The following is an 18,185-nucleotide window of genomic DNA, read 5'->3' as shown; positions in this document are numbered from 1 at the left end:
CGCAGGCGGGGGCATCACCGGCTTTCAGAACGGGCTGGCTATTGCCGGCGACTACATGTCGGCCGCCTCGTTTCTCGGCATCTCCGCGCTGGTGTTCACCTCCGGCTTCGACGGGCTGATCTATTCGATCGGCTTTCTGGTCGGCTGGCCGATCGTGCTGTTCCTGATCGCCGAACCGCTGCGGAACCTGGGCAAATACACGTTTGCGGACGTGGTCTCCTTCCGGATGCGCCAGACCCCGGTCCGGGTGGCCTCAGCCATCGGCACCCTGTCGGTGGTGGTGTTCTACCTGATCGCCCAGATGGTCGGCGCCGGATCCCTGATCAAGCTCATGTTCGGGATCAGCTACACCTGGGCCGTGATCATCGTCGGCACCGTGATGATCGGCATCCTGCTGCTCGGGGGAATGGTCGCCACCACCTGGGTGCAGATCATCAAGGCGGTGCTGCTGATCGCGGGCGCCGCGGTCATGACGGCGCTGGTGCTGGGAAAGTTCGGGCTGAACTTCTCCGAGATCCTCGGCTCTGCGCAGACCGCCATCGCGGGATCGGCCGACAAGGCCGTCGCGGCGCGTGACGTCCTTGCGCCCGGCGCGCAATACGGCGGCTCGACCGAGTCCAAGATCAACCTGCTGTCACTCGGCCTGGCACTCGTGCTCGGTACCGCGGGCCTTCCGCACGTGCTGATGCGCTTCTACACGGTGCCGACCGCCAAGGAAGCCCGCCGCTCGGTGGTCTGGGCGATCGCGCTGATCGGCGCGTTCTACCTCTTCACCCTGGTGCTCGGCTACGGCGCCGCGGCACTGGTCGGGCCCGACCGCATCCTCGCCGCGGCAGGCGGCCAGAACTCGGCCGCTCCGCTGCTGGCGTTCGAACTGGGCGGCGTGGTCCTGCTCGGCGTCATCTCGGCGGTGGCGTTCGCAACGATCCTGGCGGTCGTCGCGGGCCTGACGATCACCGCGTCGGCGTCGTTCGCGCACGACATCTACGCCAGTGTGCTGAAGAATGGCCAGGTCAGCGAGAGCGAGCAGGTCAGGGTCTCGCGGATCACGGCTGTGGTCCTCGGCATCTTCGCGATCGGGCTCGGCATCCTGGCGAACGGCCAGAACGTCGCGTTCCTGGTGGCGCTGGCGTTCGCGATCGCCGCGGCGGCGAACCTGCCGACGATCGTGTACTCGCTGTACTGGAAGCGGTTCAACACCCGTGGCGCGCTGTGGAGCATGTACGGCGGGCTGATCTCGACGCTGGTGCTGATCGTCTTCTCCCCCGCCGTGTCGGGTGCGAAGACGTCGATGATCCCCAGCGTGGACTTCGCCTGGTTCCCGCTGGCCAACCCGGGCATCGTGTCGATCCCGCTGGCGTTCGTCCTGGGCATCATCGGCACGGTGACGTCGAAGCTCCCCGGCGACCTCACGCTCAACGCCGAGATGGAGGTCCGCTCGCTCACGGGTGTGGGTGCTGAGAAGGCGGTCGCGCACTGATCCCTCGCCGGGAAGCCGAAACGGCTTCCCGGCGTTGACCGACACGTGCCTACCACCGACCGCGTGACCGGACCGCCGACCACGTCCACCCGTCGGCGGTTCGGATTCGCCCTGCTGGCCTACTCGTTTGCGGCGATCATGCTGGGCACCACACTGCCAACGCCGATCTACGCGCTGTACGCCGAGCGCATGAACTTCTCGGTGTTGACCACCACGGTCATCTTCTCCACCTACGCCGTCGGCGTCCTCACCGCGCTGCTGGTGTTCGGACGGTGGTCCGATGCGCTCGGCAGGCGGCCCGTCCTGCTTGCGGGGGCGGGCTTCGCGCTGGCCAGCGCGGTGGTGTTCCTGTTCGCCGACGACGTCCCGCTGCTACTGGTGGGCCGACTGCTGTCCGGGCTGTCGGCAGGCATCTTCACCGGCACCGCCACGGCCGCGATCGTCGAGGCCTCCCCCGCCGATCAGCGGGATCGGGCGACGTCGATCGCGACCGTCGCCAACATCGGCGGGTTGGGCGCGGGACCGATACTGGCCGGTGTCCTCGTCCAGTACGCGCCCCACCCGCTGCAGCTGTCGTTCCTCGTGCACATCGTCCTGGTGGTGCTGGCCATCGGCGCGGTGCTGCTGGCGCCGGAGACGTCGGCGCGCACCGGACACCTCGGGTTCCAGCGGCTATCCGTACCTCCCGAGGTGCGGCCCGTGTTCGTGATCTCGGCGACGGCGGCGTTCGCAGGCTTCGCCGTCACGGGCCTCTTCATGGCCGTGGTGCCGGCGTTCGTGAAGTCGGTCATCGGGATCGACAATCACGCCATCGCCGGCGTCGTCGCGAGTTCCATCTTCGTCGCCTCGGCGATCGCCCAGCTGTCGGCCCGTCGCATTCCGCCACGGCGGGCCATCGCGGTCGGCTGCGCGATCCTCGTCGCCGGCATGCTGATTCTCGCCGTCGCGCTGCACTTCTCGTCGCTCCCGGCGCTGCTCGTCGCCGCCGTCGTGGCGGGCATCGGGCAGGGCATCAGCTTCAGCCGCGGGCTGGCCGCGATCGCCGAACTGGCACCCGCCGACCGGCGCGCGGAGGTCAGCTCGACGTACTTCGTGGTGGCCTACGTCGCCATCGCGGTGCCGGTGGTCGGTGAGGGGTTCGCGTCCCAGCACCTGGGGCTGAGCACCGCGGGGGTCAGCTTCGCCATCGCTACAGCAGTGCTGGCGGCGATCTGCCTGGCGGCGATCGTCGTTCAGGAGCGACGGAGTCGCGTTGGCTAGCCGCTCTTGCGGCGGAACTCCCGATGGGCCTCCGCAGGACCGGTCGAACGCGGGCCGTGCTTGCGTCCACCGTCCTTGTGTTCGGAGCCGCCGCCGGCGTTGGCCTTCTTGCGCTCCAGCGCCTCGCGGAACTTGCGCTTGGTCTCGTCTTCGGGTTCCTCGGCCATGCGTTGAGACTAGCGCGTCAGCGCATGCCAGGTGGCATTCCGTACAGGTGGGAGATGGGCATCGTCATCAGCACGCGCCGGTCGTCGACCATCGCCCGCCGGTAGTCGTCCCAGTCGGAGTGCTCCCCGGCGATGTTGCGGTGCAACGCAATCAGCCCCTCGACGGTGTCGTCGTGCAGCGTGGCCGCCGGCGGGGTGAGGATGACGTCACCCTCCGCGACCGCATACGCCCAGCCGTCGTCGGAGCTGACGTGGACCGACGCACGCGGGTCCCGACGCAGATTTCGGGTCTTGGCTCGCGGTTCGGTGATCGACACCCGGATGGCCACCTCACGCGCATCGAAGTGGTAGGCGACGTTCGACAGCTGCGGTCTGCCGTCACGCTTGAGGGTGGCAAGCACGCCTAGCGAGTTGCCACTGAGCAGGGCCAGCAGCTTGTCGTCGAACACGTCGCGTGTCATGTCGCCAGCGTACGACCGCGGCGCGGGCGGGCGGCGGAGATTCCTCAGTCGAATCCCTACCATGACTTCATGACCACGATCGACGGCACCACGTTGGACGGTGTCTCCGCGACGACGCTGTGGACGTTGCACAACCGCGGCACCGAGGCCAAGCGGTCCGACGGGGTGATCCGAGATCCGTGGGCGGTCGCCCTGCTGGACGCGATCGATTACGACTACCTCAAGTTCGGCAAGCCCAACCAGTCCCACGGCCTGCGCGCCGTCGCGTTCGACGTCGCTGCTCGCCAGTATCTGGCGGCCCATCCGAAGGCGTCGGTGGTGGCCCTGGCGGAGGGATTGCAGACCAGCTTCTGGCGCCTCGACCGAACCGGTGCCGTGGCCGAATCCACCTGGTACTCAATCGATCTGCCGCCGGTCATGGAGCTCAGAAGTCAGTTGCTGCCCTCCGACGACCGGATCGTCGAACTCGCACAGTCCGCGCTGGACCGCAGTTGGATGGACCGCGTCGACGCGACGAAGGGCGTGTTCATCACCGCCGAGGGACTGCTGATGTACCTCGTACCGGAGGACGCGCTGGGCCTGATCGCCGACTGCGCCGCACGCTTCCCCGGCGGGCAGCTGATGTTCGATTCGATCCCGCACTGGTTCAGCAACCGCACGCTGCGGGGTGTCAAACTCTCGTCGCGCTACCTCGCGCCGCCCATGCCCTTCGGCCAGTCGGCCGACGAGGCGCTGGCCCTGGCGGGCACGGTTCCCGGTGTGCGATCGGCGCGGGACGTCGCGCTGCCGCCCGGTCGAGGGCTGTGGAAGCTGGGGTCGGCTTCCGTCATGAACCACGTCGGCCCGCTGCGCCGGAACCGGCCGAGCATCACCCTGTTGGAGTTCGGATGACGCGATACGTCGCCTTCCTCCGCGGCGTCAACGTAGGCGGCGTGAACCTGAAGATGGCCGAGGTCGCGGTAGCCCTGACCGACGCGAGGTTCACCGACGTGACGACCGTGCTGGCCAGTGGCAACCTGCTGATGACGAGCAGTGCCACGGTGGGCACGGTTCGCAAGGACGCCGAGAAGGCGCTGCGCGAGGCCTTCGGATACGACGCCTGGGTCCTGGCCTACGAAATCGACGACGTGCGGGCGGTGTCGGACGCGTACCCATTCGAGCGCGAGGTCGACGGCCATCATTCCTACGTCACGTTCGTCACCGACGCCGACGTCCTCGATGAGCTCGCGGACCTCGCCAAGGACGCCGGGCCCGACGAGAAGATCGAGCGCGGCGACGGCGTCGTCTACTGGCAGGCGCCCAAGAGCGGCACGCTGGACACCACCATCGGCAAGACGATGGGCAAGAAGCGGTACAAGTCGTCGACCACGACCCGCAACCTGAGGACGATCGACAAGGTCCTCGCCAAGTGACTTCGGTACATTCGCGATGGTGAGTCCCAACCCGAGTTCCACCCCGAAAGTCGACGTCGCCCTGACCGGCGTCTCCGAGACCGCGTTGTTGACCTTGCAGGTGCGGGCACACGAAGCCCGCAGGTCCGACGCCATCATCGACGATCCGATGGCGATCCAGCTCGTCGACTCCATCGAGTTCGACTTCGCCAAGTTCGGCTACACCCGCCGCCAGGACATGGCGCTGCGGGCGCTGGCGTTCGACGACGCCACCCGCAAGTACCTGATCGACCACCCCTCCGCGACGGTCGTCGCGCTCGCCGAAGGTCTGCAGACCAGCTTCTACCGGATCGACGCCAGCGGCGTCGGTGACCAGTTCCGTTGGCTGACAGTCGATCTGCCACCCGTCACGAAGCTGCGCGAGCAACTGCTGCCGCGCTCGGACCGGGTGGACGTCTGCGCTCAGTCGGCGCTGGACTTCAGCTGGATGGATCGCGTCGACACCGACGGCGGCGTCTTCATCACCGCCGAGGGCCTGCTGATGTATCTGGAGCCCACCGACGCGATGAGGCTGATCACCGAGTGCGCCCGCCGGTTCCCCGGCGGACGGATGATGTTCGACCTGCCGCCGTCGTGGTTCGCGGGCCTGGCGCGGCGCGGGATGCGGACGTCGCTTCGCTATCGCGTGCCACCGATGCCGTTCAGCCTGTCCGCCGCCGAAGCGGCCAAGCTGGTCGACGTCGTGCCGGGAGTTCGCACCGTCCACGACGTGCCCTACCCCGCGGGCCGCGGTCACGTGCTCAACACCATGATGTGGGTGGCCCAGCGGATTCCGTTGCTGGACCCGCTTCGGCCCGCTCTGACCCTGCTCGAATTCGGTTAACCGAGCGCCGTTTCGACGTAGCGCAGGGCGTCGGCCTTGCCGACCCCCAACGCCTTGGCCGTGGCCACGTAGATGTGTGCCGCAGTCGCCATCGCGGCATCGGCGGGGTCGACCCGGGCGACGAAGGTGCCGAACCTACCGCGCGTCTCCAGCAGCCCCGCCGCCTCGAGTTCGCGGTAGGCACGCGCCACCGTGTTGACCGCCATGTTCAGCTGATGCGCCAGGTCACGCACGGTCGGCAACCTGGTGCCCGGCGGAAGCCTACCGTCCCGAACGCCCCCGATGATCTGCGTTCGCAGTTGATCGAACAGTGGTCTGGCACCGTCCGAGTCGACGCGAACCCACTCCCCCAAATCCCCCATATGCCCAGTATCACAAAATGCGGCTAGTTTGGTGGCGTGCAAGTGACGGTGCTCAGCGGGGCGGGCATGTCCGCGGAGAGCGGCGTGCCGACGTTCCGCGACGTCGAGACCGGTCTGTGGGCCAAGGTCGACCCGTACGAGATCTCGAGCTCCGACGGCTGGCGCCGACACCCGGAGAAGGTGTGGGCCTGGTACCTGTGGCGGCACCACATGATGAAGTCCGTCGCGCCGAACGACGGTCACCGCGCGGTGGCTGCCTGGCACAATGGCGCCGAGGTACACGTCGTCACGCAGAACGTCGACGATCTTCACGAGCGCGCAGGCAGCAGGGACGTGTACCACCTGCATGGCAGCCTGTTCAGTTTCCGTTGTGACCGTTGCGGTTTGGCGTACCACGGTCCACTGCCCGCGATGCCGGAGCCCGTCGAAACCGTGGAGCCGCCGACGTGTGAGTGCGGAGGCCTGATCCGGCCCGACGTGGTGTGGTTCGGCGAGCAACTGCCCACGTTGGCGTGGGACCGTTCGGTGGCGGCGGTCAGCCGGGCCGACGTCGCGATCGTGGTCGGTACGTCCGCGATCGTCTACCCGGCGGCGGGACTGCCCGAGATGGCACTGGCCGGGGGAATTCCCGTCATCGAGGTCAACCCCGAGGAGACGTCACTGTCCGAACGGGCGACGATCTCGCTGCGCGAGAACGCGGCGACGGCGCTGCCGGGACTGCTCCAGCGGTTGCCCGCGCTGCTCGGCTTGCAACAGCTCGCCGAGACTACGGTTTCTGACGGGTTTCTGCCCATTTCACGTCACCAACCGTAGTCTCGGCGCGTGCGCTAGGCCGGCCGCACCGCCCGGCCGATGGCGGTCTCCGAGACGGGCAACGGCACCCAGGCGGGCAGCAGCCATTCCCGTCGGGCGTCGCCGACCTCGAAGCCGGCGTCGACGATCGACCGTTCGGTGTCCCGGTGGGTGTGGCAGTTGCCGAGCAGTCGCGGCCACAGTGTCGCGTCGGCGAGTCTTTGAAGCCGCGCCCGCGGGCCGGCGCTCGCCACGTGTTCGAGGTAGCGCAGTTCGCCACCGGGTCGCAGTGTCGAGAACAGCTGCCGCAGAACACCGTCGGGGTCATCGACCGAGCACAGCACCAGCGAGCACACGACGGCGTCGAACGGTTCGCCGGCCTGGTACTCCTCCACTGTGTCGGTGCTGACCGTGACGGGCACGGCTGCCTTGGCGGCGGCCTGCCGCGCGATGACCGCGAGCCGATGCTCGGGTTCGACCGCGACCACCTCGGTGACCGTCGACGGGTAGAAGGCGAAGTTGGTCCCGGTCCCCGCTCCGACCTCGAGCACCCGGCCCGACAACCCGGCCAGATTCTCGCGGCGCAGTCGGCGGATCGACTCGGGTTCGCGGGTCGACATCCTCGACCACAGCCGCGCGAAGAAGGGGTTGTCGACGGTTCCCTCATCAGCCATTCGCAAATCCTTTGATCATCGCGGCCGCCTCCTGCGGCGGCACGTCGCGTCCCATCATCCCCGTCATGATCTGACCACAGCACGCTGAGCTCAGGACGCGGTCGGCGAACTCCTCGACCTCGCCGAACGGCAGATAGGGCCACGAAATGAGCAGCGCTGCCACGCCGTGCGAGACGGTCCACAGTTCCAGAGCGGCCATCGTCGCGTCGCCCTGCGGATAGAGCGGATGGATACCGCCTTGGCGTGACCCGTCTCCATCAGCAGATCGGTTGTGGCATCGAGGATCTCGTCGCGGAGTCGCTCACCCGAACCCCGCGCGGCACGGCGGCTTCAGTGGCCGCGTCGTCACCGTCGGGTGTCCATGAACGAGACGGCTTCGCGGGTCGACGTCATCCCCGGCTGGTCGCCGCCGTCCGGTCCGGACTCGCTGATGCCGATCCGCTGGTGCAGTCGGACGAGCGATGCCGGCGCCCACCAGTTCCAGCCGCCCAGCACGTGCATGAAGGCGGGCACCAGCATCATCCGGACGAGGGTCGCGTCGACGAGCACGGCGAGGGTCAGGCCGACGCCGAACATCTGCATGAACGACACCTGGGCGGCGATCAGCGCGGCGAACGAAATCGACATCACCAGGGCGGCGGCGGTGATGACCCTGCCGGTGTGGGCCAAGCCGAGGGCCACGCTCTCGTCGTTGGCGGCCCGTTGCGCCGCGCGGGTGGCGCCCGTGGGCGGTCGAAGCCTCAGCCAGAACTCCCGGATGCGCGCCACCAGGAACACCTCGTAATCCATCGACAGACCGAACGCGACGCAGAACAGCAGCACGGGCATGTTGGCGACCAGCGTGCCCGTCGAGGTGGTGCCGAACGCGCCGAGATGGCCCTCCTGAAAGATCCACACCAGTGCCCCGAACGCTGCGGTCAACGACAAGACGTTCAGCACAACGGCTTTTAGCGGTAGGACGACGCTGCCGGTGAGGAGGAACAGCAGGCCGAAGCTGATGACGCCGATCAGGCCGAGTACCCACGGCAGGCGGGTCGTGATCGCCTCCACGCTGTCGCGGTTGATCTGGGCGATGCCCGCGAACCGAACGTCGCGACCGTCGGGTCCGGCTACGTCGTGCAGTCTGTCGAGCTGAGTCTCGGACGCGGCGGAGAACAGCGGTGCGCTGCTGCCGACGGTGAGCAGCGCGCTGCCGTCCGCCACACCCGTTGCGGCGGATGGCGGCCCGACCGCCTTTCCGGCGACGAAGGTGCCCGTCGGGGCGGAGACCGACGAGACGTCGGGCACCCGCGACAGGTCGGCGGCGTAACGCTCGACGTCGGCGTCCGACAGCCCGTTCGCGTCCGGCACCACGGTCGACACCGCGGTGGCGGAGTTGTCGGCGTAGTCGTCGCGCAGTTGATCACCCACCTGGTGTGCCGACGCCGATTTCGGCAGCACGCGCTCGTCGGGAAATCCCCACTTGACGGCCAGGAACGGGGCGCCCAGAGCCAGCAGCAGCACCACCACGGCGAGCCCGACCGGAACGGCCCGACGCATGATGGCCTTCGTCGAGCGATACCAGAACAACTGCTCGACGGGCTTTTGCGCCGGCGCGGGGCGACGGGTCAGGCGACGGAGCAACCTGCGGACGTCGAGACCGTCGAGCCGGTCGCCGAGCAGCCAGATCGCCGCGGGGGTGACGATCACCGCAGCGGCGGCCGCGAAGCCGACCGTCGCGACGCCCGCGTAGGCGAACGACTTCAGGAAGTACATCGGGAAGAGCAGCATCGCGACCATCGACAGCGCCACCGTCGTCGCCGAGAACAGCACGGTGCGCCCCGCGGTCGACATGGTCCGCACCAGGGCCTCGTCCCGCGGTACGCCGTCCGCCAGCTCGTCGCGATAGCGGCTGATGATCAGGAGGGTGTAGTCGATCGCGAGCGCCAAGCCCATGGCCGTGGACAGATTGAGGGCGAAGATCGACACGTCGGTCTGCAGCGTGACGAGCCTCAACACCGACATGGACCCGACGATCGCGAGCCCGCCGACGATCATGGGCAGGGCCGCCGCGACAAGACCGCCGAACACCCAGACGAGAACGAGGAAGCTCGACGGAATCGCGATCGATTCCATCAGCAGCAGGTCCTCTTGGGTCTGCTCGTTGATCTGCGCGTAGACCATCGCCGTCCCGCCCGAGCGCACCATGACGCCGTCCCGGTCGTGGACGACCTCGTCGGACAGCGCCTTGGCGTACTTCTGCGCGTCGTTCTCACCGCCGGTGATGCCTGCGACGATGAGGCCCGACGTGCCGTCCTTGCTGGTCAGCTCTGCGGCTGCCTGCGGCGGCGCGGTCCACGCCGAGGTGACCTCGGCGACGTGCGCCGACTGCTCGAGGTGATCGACGATGTCGTCGGCCACCGCGGTGGCGTTCGGGCTCCTGGTGCCGTCGGACGAGGTGACGGTCACCAGAAACTGCATGTCGCCCTGGTCGAACTTGTCGGTGAGCAGTTGGGTTGCCTGGGCGGATTCCGAGCTGGGGTCTTGGAACCCGCCTGCGGAGAGGCTCTTGGCCACCGGGATGCCGAACAGCGCGGCTGCGACCATGACCAACGCAGCGACGGCGAGAATGCGCCGCGGGGCGGCGATCGCCAGGCGTGCGATTCGGTGCAGCACGTGAAATCCTCTCCGGAGTATCGGCGGAGACTCATCAGCGATAACTCAGGATCGTCAACGGACCCTCATCCACAACCACGACTACGACGACCGGATCGTTCAGCTGCACCTCGTGGCAACCGTGGGTTCACAGAAAACGCCTAGGGTGGTCGCCGTGGCGACCACGGACGTGAGTAAACGCACCACCTCGGCCTCGTCTTCCCTGCACGACCTGGGACTGCTCGTCCTCAGAATCGCCGTCGCGGCGTCGATGCTGCAGGCGGGACTCGTCAAGGCCTTGGACTTCGACACCACCACGCAGCTCATGGAGAGCGGCGGCTGGCGGATGTCCACGTTCGCCGCGTATCTCGTGACGGCGACCGAGATCGCAGGCGGCGCCGCCCTGCTCCTGGGTGTGCTGACCCCGTTGGCGGCGTGCGGCATCATCGCGGCGATGATCGACGCCTGGGCGGTCAGCGTCTCCGGTGCCGCGTTCTGGTCGGATCCGTTCAACGTGCCGTTCATGGTGGCGTTTGCCGCGACGGCGCTGCTCTTCACGGGTGCGGGCAGCTATTCGGTCGACGCGAGGGTGTTCGGCCGAGCGCGGTGGCCGGGGGTCGTGACGATCGGGTTGTTCCTGGTGGCGATAGCCGCGGCCATCGCCACCTGGGTCTTCCTGAACGGCACCAACCCGTTGCACCTGAGCACCCCGTCCTCCTGAACCCTACTCAGAGGTAAGAATTGCCAGGGTTTTCCGAACCGTGACTCAATGAACTCTTAATGGTGATGGTTACTGTTCAGTACATGTGGATCGACGACACCAGTGCAGATGTCATCAAGGTTGACTTCGAGGCCTTCTATCACGGGGACTTCCTGGTCGAGGGTGACTGCTCCGAGCAGTTCCCCGACCTCGCTCAAGCAGTCTGATCGACCGCGGGTTCGCCCCCCCGCTGCGGACGTCGACGGTGTGACCATGCCACCGAGGCGCCCAGTGATCTGATCCTCCGCCTCACTCACGATTCTCGAGATCGGCTCCCACACGTGGGGATGTCATCGATCGAGCCCATTACGGTGCCCACGGTCCAAATGCCCGCGTCTAGGTCGCCGTCCTCGAACTGACCGCCACCCTTGAGGATCTCCACCACCCCGCGCGACACCACGTTGCTGGCCACGCGTGCGGTGTCTTGCAGGGTGCGGAAGATCAACTCGGTGCCGCGCTCGTCGCGGCCACGATGGCTTCCTTGACGTTCTGATGGATGCACGACTCCACGGTGCACATGAACCGCGTGCCCATGTTGATGCCATCGGCCCCCAACGCCAACGCCGCGACCAGACCCCCGGGCGTCGTCGAAGCCGGAGGCGATCATCGGGATCTCGATCTGCTTGGCGGCGGCCGGGATCAACACCAGCCCGGGAACGTCGTCCTCACCCGGATGGCCCGCGCACTCGAAGCCGTCGATGCCGATGCCGTCGACGCCGAGACCCTGGGCCTTCATCCCGTGGCGCACCGAGGTGCGCTTGTGGAGCACGGTGATCGCGTTTCTACTCTGCGCTGCCAGCAACGGCGTGAGCTAGACGCCGACGCACAATGATACGAACGGAATGGGCGCGCAGATGCTGGCCGAGACGTACGGCGTGGGACCGTTCCAAGGCGGTGGCGGTGGCGGTGGTGGCTGTTCTGCAACCACGCAAGCGTTGGATCCGGGGTCATATATGGTCCCCTGGCCGCAATCGGCTGCTTTGCTCACTCCCGGTGAAATAAGTATCACGAAAGCGAGCGGCGCGAGCGCGGTCGCGAGAACGATTGCCAAACGACGAACGATGCCCATGATCGCGGGCCCCCTTCGGATCTTTCCCCGACCCAAGGTCAAGGAATTCTACGACCTGCTGGAACCCGAATTCACCAGATTGACGATTCGGGTCGTCTTCAGGCTCATCGCGGCGCCATCCTGATCGCGCCGTCCAGGCGGATGACCTCGCCGTTGAGCATCGGGTTCTCGACGATGTGCACAGCGAGCATGCCGTACTCGTCGGGATCGCCGAGTCGGGCGGGATGCGGCACCTGCTGGCCGAGCGAGCGCTGGGCCTCCTCGGGCAGCGAGCCCAGCAGCGGGGCCTTGAACAGACAGGTCGCCGAGTGGGCAGCTTGACCGATCTGACCCTCGAACGCCGCGACCGACGCCGTGTTGATGATGACGCCGCACTCCTCCCCGATCGGCTCGGCCTTGGCGATGCGCTCTGCCGACAGACGCAGCACGTTGAAGGTGCCGATGCCTGCGCAGTTGACGTTGATCCTCAGGGTTCCGAGAGACTCTGCGAGGTCGAGCGCCGGTCGGCCACCATGCCGACCCACTGGTTGGTTGTGACTATACCCAGTCGTGGAGGATGGCTTCGGCGTCGACGCCCATGGCACCCGGGGGCGTCGGAGTCGGCGGCACGCTGCGCGAGAATCGGGGCGCGGGCGCAGGCTCGAGATTGTCCCCGTCGCGCCAGAACGTGTTGCGCTCGACGATGTGCGGCTCGGTCTCCACTTCGCCGAAGCTGAGGACGGGGGTGACACACGCGTCGGTGCCGTTGAACACCTTGGCCCAGTGGTCGCGATCATGGGCGGCGAACGCCTCGGTGAACGTCGCGCGCAGTTCGTCCGCGCGAGCCGCGTCGTGCTGGCCGGGGAGATCGGCGCCTTCGAGGCCGAGCCCCTGCAGTAGCTGCGCGTAGAACTGGGGTTCGATCGCGCCGACGGCGACGTACTTGCCGTCGGACGTCTCGTAGGTGTCGTAGTACGGCGCGCCGGTGTCGAGCATGTTGGTGCCCCGCTCGTCCGACCACATGCCGCTGGCGCGGAAACTCCACATCATCTGCGCCAGCACGCTGGAGCCGTCGATCATCGCGGCGTCGACCACCTGGCCCTTGCCGGATGTCTGCCGTTCCCACAGCGCAGACAAGATGCCGACGAGCAGGAACATCGATCCGCCGCCGAAGTCACCCGCGAGGTTCAACGGCGGCACCGGGCGCTCGCCCTTGCGACCGACGGCGTGAAGCACCCCGTTGAGAGAGATGTAGTTGATGTCGTGACCAGCCTGTTGCGACCGCGGTCCGCTCTGGCCCCAGCCCGTCATGCGCCCGTAGATCAGGCGCTCGTTGACCTTGGCGCAGTCCTCCGGCCCCAGGCCGAGGCGTTCGGTCACGCCGGGGCGGTAGCCCTCGATCATTACGTCGGCCCTCGCGATCAGCCGCAGCAACAGTTCGCGGCCCTCGTCGCTCTTGAGATCGGCGGCCACCGAACGCCGGTTCCGCAGCATCGAGTCGCGCGTCCCAACGGGCACGCCGCCGCCCTTGCCAGGACGCTCGATCCGCACGACGTCGGCGCCGAGATCGCCGAGGATCATCGCTGCGTGCGGCACCGGGCCGATGCCGGCCAGCTCGACGACTCTCAGTCCCTGCAGTGGTCCAGCCATCGTTGCACGTCCTCCACGAAATCGACCCCAGTTGACCGCGACATAGCTTACTTGTATAACCAAGTCGAGTGACCGCGGGCCTAGCGCTCGCCCAACCAGAGGCGGGCATGACGAACTCCGAGACCACCACCGAGTCCTACACCGGTATCGACGATCTCATCGTGTCGCTCAGCGACGGGGTGCTCTCGATGACGCTGAACCGACCCGACAGCCTCAACTCGCTGACGGCGCCGATGCTCCAGACCATCGCCAACGTCGTGGAGCGCGCGGCCACCGACCCGGCGGTACGGGTGGTCCGGTTGGGCGGTGCGGGTCGCGGCTTCAGTTCCGGTGCCGGCATCGGCGCTCCCGACCACGCGAACCCCGGCGCCATTGGCGCTCCCGGCGACGTACTGCGTGCGGCCAACCGCGCCGTCCGTGCGATCGTGGCGCTCCCGAAGCCGGTCGTTTCGGTAGTGCAGGGTCCGGCCGCGGGCGTCGGGGTGTCGTTGGCGATCTCCGCCGACATCGTCGTAGCCTCCGAAAAGGCATACTTTCTGTTGGCGTTCACCAAGATTGGTCTCATGCCCGACGGCGGGGCGTCGGCCCTCGTCGCGGCGTCGATCGGTCGCGCCAGGGCGATGCGCATGGCGTTGCTGGCCGAAAGACTCTCGGCCGCTGACGCTTTGACGGCAGGTTTGGTCAGCGCCGTGTATCCGGACGATGACCTCGAAGCCGGGGTGAACGCGGTGATCGAAACACTGAAGTCGGGTCCCGCGATCGCGCTTCGCAAGACCAAGCACGCCATCAACGCGGCGACGCTGACCGAACTCGAGGACGCACTCGACCGCGAGACCGAAGGACAGATGTCATTGCTGTCGTCGCATGACTTCCGCGAGGGCACGAAGGCGTTTCGGCAGCGGCGGCCTGCGGTGTTCACCGACGACTAACGAGGCGGCCCCTCCAACCACTGATACCTTTTCAACCTCGATATCGCCAGCGATATCGAGGTTGGGGAGGCATCGGTCCCAAGGCCTGGGGATAACCCCCTCCACACGGCCGCAGGCTGTCGGACCGCCCAGCCACGCTCGACACCATGAGGAACTACACCTACCGCGCACAGTGGTCGATGGAATCCGCCGACTACGTCGCCATCTGCCTCGAGTTTCCGTTGGAATCCGCTCGTGCACCGACGGCGGGCGAGGCGATCGCGCGCATTGAGCAGACCGTCGCCGCGATCGTCGCGGACTACGAGAAGGAGGACGCCGACCCGCCTCCGTCGCTCACCGACCGGCACTACAGCGGCACCTTTCTCGTACGAACTTCGCCGATGCTGCACGGACGGCTGATGATCGAGTCCGCCGAGCAGGGCGTATCCCTGAACCATTGGGTCGTCCAGAGATTGGCCGACCGGGGTCCGGTGCCTTCCACCGACCCGTGGTTCTGAGCCGAATAATCGTTCGACTTGGGGGAGGCGATCAGCCACCATCGTTTGGTGAGTACGCAATTCGACGTCGTGCAACCGGTGGAGGCCACCGGGGGCTGGCGCGTGCTCGCACCATTCCGGTTCCGCGAGTACCGCCTGCTGGTCGGCGCGCTGTCCCTCTCGATCTTCGCCGAGGGCATGTGGGCCGTCGTGATGTCGATGCAGGTGATCGCGCTCGACAACGACCCGACCTCGTTGTCGCTGGTCGCGGCGTGCCTCGGCACCGGACTGGTGGCGTTCGTCCTCGTCGGCGGCATCGCTGCCGACCGCATCGATCAGCGCACCATCATCATCGCCGTCGAGGCGGTGAACGTGACCGTCGTGCTGGCGGTGGCGGTCATGAGTTCCGTTGGCGTGCTTCGTATCTGGCACATGGCCGCAGCGGCCGCGATGCTGGGCATCGCGGCGGCGTTCTTCTTCCCGGCGTACAGCGCGATGCTCCCGCGGATCCTCCCCGCCGACCAACTGTTGGCGGCGAACGGCGTCGAGGGCGTCGTACGGCCGGTGTTCGAGCGCGCGATCGGCCCGGCGGTGGCCGGCGTGTTGGTGGGAGTGACGTTTCCTGCGGTGGGCGCGTTCGCGGTGGCCACGCTGTTCGCAGTGGGCCTAGCTCTTCTGGTGGTCACTCGGCCAGCGAAAGTCGTTGCGATGCAGCCAAATAAAGAACGTCCACACGCGCTGCGCGACATGCGCGACGGCTTCCGCTTCATGGTGCGGACCCCCTGGCTGTTGTGGACGCTGCTGTTCGCGAGCTTCTTCGTGCTTGTGGTACTCGGCCCGATCGAGGTGTTGCTGCCGTTCATCGCGCAGCACCGATTCGTCGACGGCGCGCGAATGTACGGCTTCATCCTGGCGGCCTTCGGGATTGGCAGCGCGATCGGTGCGCTGGCGGTCTCGTCGGGCCGGCTGCCACGTCGCTACCTGACGGTGATGATGGTGATGTGGGGCGCCGGCTCGTTGCCGCTGGCGATCGTCGGCTGGTCGTCGTCGTTCCCGTTGATGGCGTTGGCAACGTTCATCGTTGGCGTCACCGACGGGGCGGGCAGCGTGATCTGGGGAACGCTGCTGCAGCGGCGGGTGCCCCGCGAAATGCTGGGCCGCGTGTCGAGCCTGGACTTCTTCGTCTCGCTGGCGTTCTTGCCGGTATCGTTCGCGATCGCCGGTCCGCTGTCGAAGGTCGTGTCGATGGAGACGATCTTCCTGGCGGCCGGCGTCGTCCCGGTTCTGCTGGCCGCCATCGCGATGATCGCGGCGCGGATGCCCCGCGACGAGATCGCCAACCCGTTGCGCTAGTGGGTCAGACGCCGAAGATCGGTGGAAGTGCGAGCACCATGACGAGCCCCCAGAAGAAGTGGGTGAGCATGGATGCGAGCACACCACCGGTGATTCGGCGCTCGTAGGCGCACACCGCGCCGAGGATGATGCCCGCGAAGCCCAGCATCGGGTTGCCCGCCGCCGACACCGCCAGGGCGTAGACGATCGTCGACACCACCTCGGGATGGAACCTGCCGAGCGAGGAGTACAGCGCGCCGCGGAAGAACATCTCCTCCGCGGCGCCGTTGATCACGGTGATCAGCACGACGAGCCACGGCGCACCGTAGTTGGCGTACTCGAGTACCTGGACGATGTAATCGCGGACCGGACCGATCTCACGAGCCACCAGCCCGCCGACGATGAACACCGCACCGAGAAGTACGCCGATGCCCGCGCCGGTGAGCACCGGACGCCGTAGGCGGCCGCGGAACGTCACACACCCGAGGTGCAATGGGCCGGAGAGTCGAGCACCGACCGCCCAAACCGCAGCCAGTGCGAAGGTCAGCACGAAGAACGACGTATCGCCGGGCGTACTCCTCAGCGAGATCCCGAGCAAAGTCGCGCCGAGGATCAGCACGACAACCACGACGACGCGGCGCCTGCGGACCAGCGACGGCGGCTCATCGTGGTAGACGGGCGGTGTGCCGACGATCGCGCCGATCTCGCCCAACAGCCCCGTCACGGCATCCCCCTGGGAGCCAGACCGATGAGCGTGTCCAGGCCGGTTCGCACCCATCCGGCGACGGGTCCGGGAACGGCGCAGAGCAAGCCGAGGGCGGGCTGAGCGACGGATGGCGTGACCATCGACGCCAGGTTGCGGATCCGCGTGACGTCACCGCCCGCCCAATCCGGGTCGGTGTCGGCGAGGTGGTGCGGATCGGCCAGTCGGTCGACGGGCAGCCGTCGATGTCCGGCCAGGGACAGCATGATCGCGTCTTCGATGCCCACCGGGCCGTTGGGCGGATCGGGCACCAACCCGCGCAGGCCGTCGTTGGATGCCGTCATCGGATAGTCAAGCGACTGAACGAGATCCGCTGCCAAGCCGTGAGGAACGGGGACGAACAACGCGGCTATCTGCGACACCAACCCCATGTCCAGATCCGGCACGGGCACGCCGCTGCGCCACTTTCCCGACAGCCGCGCATAGGTCAACAGCAAATCGCCGTAGGTCGTCGTCTCGGGACCGCGGATGTCGTAGGACCCGGCGGGGACACGCTTCTCGTCCGCCGCCGCGACCAGGTAGCAGAGGACATCGCTGATGGAGATCGGGTCCAGGGGGTTGTGCGCCCACGGCGGCATGGGGATCAGCAGGAAGCGATCGCCGACTGCCCGCAGCATCTCGAACGACGTCGACCCCGCGCCGATGATGATGGCCGCGCCCAACCACACCACCTCCGGTCCCCCGTCGATGGTCAATGCTTCGGCAACCTCGGCGCGGCTGGTGAGGTGCTCGGACAGTTCGTCACCGTCGGGCACGAAACCACCCAGGTACACGATGCGCTTGACGCCTGCGTCCTTGGCGGCGTGAGCGACGTTGGCGGCGGCAGCGTTGTCGGCGTCGCGATACCCGGATTGCCCGATGCCGTGCACCAGGTAGTACACGACGTCGATGGGACCGGCGACGCCGAACGCGCTGGACACCGACTGCGGATCACCGGCGTCGAGCATGACGGGCGTGACGTCGTCCATCCAGCCGAAGTCACCGAGCCGCTCGGGGCTGCGGCTGGCAACGGTCACCTGGTGCCCCTCCCCGAGGAGGGAGGCAACGAGCCGCGAGCCGACGTAACCGGTCGCCCCGGTGACGAGTGTGCGCATGGGTTTCACCGTATGTAGGTACCCGCGCG

At 67.4% G+C, this 18,185-nt stretch carries 19 protein-coding genes and 3 pseudogenes; 11 read left to right on the top strand and 11 right to left on the bottom strand.

The window, feature by feature from the left end; translation table 11 throughout:
* Together VET27_RS25105 and VET27_RS25100 are read left to right on the top strand one after the other, a co-directional pair.
* On the top strand, positions 1–1,480 hold a 1,480-nt coding region (locus VET27_RS25105; protein ID WP_526522550.1), incomplete at its 5' end, for a monocarboxylic acid transporter.
* Between the two features lie 63 nt (positions 1,481–1,543).
* Positions 1,544–2,740: an MFS transporter gene (locus tag VET27_RS25100; RefSeq protein WP_526522548.1), complete on the top strand. Its 1,197-nt coding sequence runs from the start codon at positions 1,544–1,546 to the stop codon at positions 2,738–2,740.
* Here the strand turns inward: VET27_RS25100 and VET27_RS25095 are convergent.
* Together VET27_RS25095 and VET27_RS25090 are read right to left on the bottom strand one after the other, a co-directional pair.
* Positions 2,737–2,907: a DUF5302 domain-containing protein gene (locus VET27_RS25095; RefSeq protein ID WP_284225155.1), complete on the bottom strand. Its 171-nt coding sequence runs from the start codon at positions 2,905–2,907 to the stop codon at positions 2,737–2,739. The genes VET27_RS25100 and VET27_RS25095 overlap by 4 nt on opposite strands.
* A gap of 17 nt (positions 2,908–2,924) precedes the next feature.
* Complete coding sequence (locus VET27_RS25090; RefSeq protein ID WP_526522546.1) at positions 2,925–3,368, bottom strand: PPOX class F420-dependent oxidoreductase; 444 nt, start codon at positions 3,366–3,368, stop codon at positions 2,925–2,927.
* A gap of 69 nt (positions 3,369–3,437) precedes the next feature.
* Here VET27_RS25090 and VET27_RS25085 point away from each other — a divergent pair, with 69 nt between their 5' ends.
* The 3 genes from VET27_RS25085 to VET27_RS25075 are packed head-to-tail and all read left to right on the top strand — an operon-like array spanning position 3,438 to position 5,642.
* Entirely contained in the window at positions 3,438–4,259 is an 822-nt protein-coding gene (locus VET27_RS25085; RefSeq protein ID WP_526522544.1) for a class I SAM-dependent methyltransferase, read from the top strand.
* A complete protein-coding gene (locus VET27_RS25080) occupies positions 4,256–4,780 on the top strand; it encodes a DUF1697 domain-containing protein (protein ID WP_526522542.1) in 525 nt (174 codons plus the stop codon). Before VET27_RS25085 ends, VET27_RS25080 begins: the two co-directional genes overlap by 4 nt.
* Before the next feature lie 19 nt (positions 4,781–4,799).
* The gene (locus tag VET27_RS25075; RefSeq protein WP_526522540.1) at positions 4,800–5,642 is read left to right on the top strand and encodes a class I SAM-dependent methyltransferase; all 843 of its coding nucleotides are present in this window, start codon (positions 4,800–4,802) and stop codon (positions 5,640–5,642) included.
* On the opposite strand, the gene VET27_RS25070 is transcribed toward VET27_RS25075, so the two are convergent.
* Positions 5,639–6,004 (bottom strand): Rv1152 family transcriptional regulator, encoded by a 366-nt coding sequence (locus tag VET27_RS25070; RefSeq protein WP_526522539.1) that lies wholly within the window; start codon positions 6,002–6,004, stop codon positions 5,639–5,641. The genes VET27_RS25075 and VET27_RS25070 overlap by 4 nt on opposite strands.
* A gap of 36 nt (positions 6,005–6,040) precedes the next feature.
* Between VET27_RS25070 and VET27_RS25065 the strand changes: the two genes are divergently transcribed.
* Complete coding sequence (locus VET27_RS25065) at positions 6,041–6,817, top strand: SIR2 family NAD-dependent protein deacylase (protein WP_526522537.1); 777 nt, start codon at positions 6,041–6,043, stop codon at positions 6,815–6,817.
* 14 nt (positions 6,818–6,831) lie between these two features.
* On the opposite strand, the gene VET27_RS25060 is transcribed toward VET27_RS25065, so the two are convergent.
* The 3 genes and pseudogenes from VET27_RS25060 to VET27_RS25050 form a co-directional block, all read right to left on the bottom strand.
* Positions 6,832–7,470, bottom strand: coding sequence for a class I SAM-dependent methyltransferase (locus VET27_RS25060; protein ID WP_526522535.1), 639 nt, complete (start codon positions 7,468–7,470; stop codon positions 6,832–6,834).
* Positions 7,463–7,755 (bottom strand): annotated as a pseudogene (locus VET27_RS25055) (hypothetical protein). The gene VET27_RS25060 and the pseudogene VET27_RS25055 overlap by 8 nt, the downstream one beginning before the upstream one ends.
* A gap of 60 nt (positions 7,756–7,815) precedes the next feature.
* Positions 7,816–10,125 carry an MMPL family transporter gene (locus tag VET27_RS25050; RefSeq protein ID WP_526522533.1) on the bottom strand — a complete coding sequence of 770 codons (2,310 nt, stop codon included), beginning with the start codon at positions 10,123–10,125 and terminating at the stop codon, positions 7,816–7,818.
* Between the two features lie 154 nt (positions 10,126–10,279).
* Here VET27_RS25050 and VET27_RS25045 point away from each other — a divergent pair, with 154 nt between their 5' ends.
* Both VET27_RS25045 and VET27_RS25040 read left to right on the top strand, forming a co-directional pair.
* Complete coding sequence (locus VET27_RS25045) at positions 10,280–10,825, top strand: DoxX family protein (RefSeq protein ID WP_526522531.1); 546 nt, start codon at positions 10,280–10,282, stop codon at positions 10,823–10,825.
* Positions 10,826–10,908: 83 nt separating this feature from the next.
* Positions 10,909–11,031 (top strand): hypothetical protein, encoded by a 123-nt coding sequence (locus tag VET27_RS25040; RefSeq protein ID WP_142271112.1) that lies wholly within the window; start codon positions 10,909–10,911, stop codon positions 11,029–11,031.
* Between the two features lie 39 nt (positions 11,032–11,070).
* Here the strand turns inward: VET27_RS25040 and VET27_RS25035 are convergent.
* The 3 genes and pseudogenes from VET27_RS25035 to VET27_RS25025 form a co-directional block, all read right to left on the bottom strand.
* A pseudogene (locus tag VET27_RS25035) lies at positions 11,071–11,645 on the bottom strand (NAD(P)H-dependent flavin oxidoreductase); the annotation flags it as partial.
* A gap of 392 nt (positions 11,646–12,037) precedes the next feature.
* Positions 12,038–12,433, bottom strand: a pseudogene (locus VET27_RS25030) (Rossmann-fold NAD(P)-binding domain-containing protein); the annotation flags it as partial.
* A gap of 37 nt (positions 12,434–12,470) precedes the next feature.
* Positions 12,471–13,562 (bottom strand): CaiB/BaiF CoA transferase family protein, encoded by a 1,092-nt coding sequence (locus tag VET27_RS25025; protein ID WP_526522529.1) that lies wholly within the window; start codon positions 13,560–13,562, stop codon positions 12,471–12,473.
* Between the two features lie 107 nt (positions 13,563–13,669).
* Here VET27_RS25025 and VET27_RS25020 point away from each other — a divergent pair, with 107 nt between their 5' ends.
* The 3 genes from VET27_RS25020 (at position 13,670) to tet(V) (ending at position 16,320) form a co-directional block, all read left to right on the top strand.
* Positions 13,670–14,491, top strand: coding sequence for an enoyl-CoA hydratase/isomerase family protein (locus VET27_RS25020; RefSeq protein ID WP_526522554.1), 822 nt, complete (start codon positions 13,670–13,672; stop codon positions 14,489–14,491).
* Positions 14,492–14,637: 146 nt separating this feature from the next.
* The gene (locus tag VET27_RS25015) at positions 14,638–14,988 is read left to right on the top strand and encodes a type II toxin-antitoxin system HicB family antitoxin (protein WP_526522527.1); all 351 of its coding nucleotides are present in this window, start codon (positions 14,638–14,640) and stop codon (positions 14,986–14,988) included.
* 69 nt (positions 14,989–15,057) lie between these two features.
* A complete protein-coding gene (gene tet(V), locus VET27_RS25010; protein ID WP_526522553.1) occupies positions 15,058–16,320 on the top strand; it encodes a tetracycline efflux MFS transporter Tet(V) in 1,263 nt (420 codons plus the stop codon).
* A gap of 4 nt (positions 16,321–16,324) precedes the next feature.
* Here tet(V) and VET27_RS25005 read toward each other — a convergent pair whose 3' ends face one another.
* Positions 16,325–17,077, bottom strand: coding sequence for a CPBP family intramembrane glutamic endopeptidase (locus tag VET27_RS25005; protein WP_526522525.1), 753 nt, complete (start codon positions 17,075–17,077; stop codon positions 16,325–16,327).
* Complete coding sequence (locus tag VET27_RS25000; protein ID WP_526522523.1) at positions 17,020–18,156, bottom strand: NAD(P)H-binding protein; 1,137 nt, start codon at positions 18,154–18,156, stop codon at positions 17,020–17,022. Before VET27_RS25000 ends, VET27_RS25005 begins: the two co-directional genes overlap by 58 nt.
* Positions 18,157–18,185 lie beyond the last annotated feature (29 nt).

Source organism: Mycobacterium sp. (genome assembly GCF_035633495.1).
GTDB lineage: Bacteria > Actinomycetota > Actinomycetes > Mycobacteriales > Mycobacteriaceae > Mycobacterium.
This window is presented reverse-complemented; position numbering and strand designations above follow the sequence as displayed.

Coding starts and splice junctions, on each gene's coding strand:
- VET27_RS25025 (WP_526522529.1), bottom strand. CDS start 13,562: ATGGCTGGACCACTGCAGGGACTGAGAGTCGTCGAGCTGGCCGGCATC.
- VET27_RS25000 (WP_526522523.1), bottom strand. CDS start 18,156: ATGCGCACACTCGTCACCGGGGCGACCGGTTACGTCGGCTCGCGGCTC.
- VET27_RS25020 (WP_526522554.1), top strand. CDS start 13,670: ATGACGAACTCCGAGACCACCACCGAGTCCTACACCGGTATCGACGAT.
- VET27_RS25060 (WP_526522535.1), bottom strand. CDS start 7,470: ATGGCTGATGAGGGAACCGTCGACAACCCCTTCTTCGCGCGGCTGTGG.
- VET27_RS25090 (WP_526522546.1), bottom strand. CDS start 3,368: ATGACACGCGACGTGTTCGACGACAAGCTGCTGGCCCTGCTCAGTGGC.
- VET27_RS25080 (WP_526522542.1), top strand. CDS start 4,256: ATGACGCGATACGTCGCCTTCCTCCGCGGCGTCAACGTAGGCGGCGTG.
- VET27_RS25070 (WP_526522539.1), bottom strand. CDS start 6,004: ATGGGGGATTTGGGGGAGTGGGTTCGCGTCGACTCGGACGGTGCCAGA.
- VET27_RS25005 (WP_526522525.1), bottom strand. CDS start 17,077: ATGGGTGCGAACCGGCCTGGACACGCTCATCGGTCTGGCTCCCAGGGG.
- VET27_RS25015 (WP_526522527.1), top strand. CDS start 14,638: ATGAGGAACTACACCTACCGCGCACAGTGGTCGATGGAATCCGCCGAC.
- VET27_RS25085 (WP_526522544.1), top strand. CDS start 3,438: ATGACCACGATCGACGGCACCACGTTGGACGGTGTCTCCGCGACGACG.
- VET27_RS25040 (WP_142271112.1), top strand. CDS start 10,909: ATGTGGATCGACGACACCAGTGCAGATGTCATCAAGGTTGACTTCGAG.
- VET27_RS25095 (WP_284225155.1), bottom strand. CDS start 2,907: ATGGCCGAGGAACCCGAAGACGAGACCAAGCGCAAGTTCCGCGAGGCG.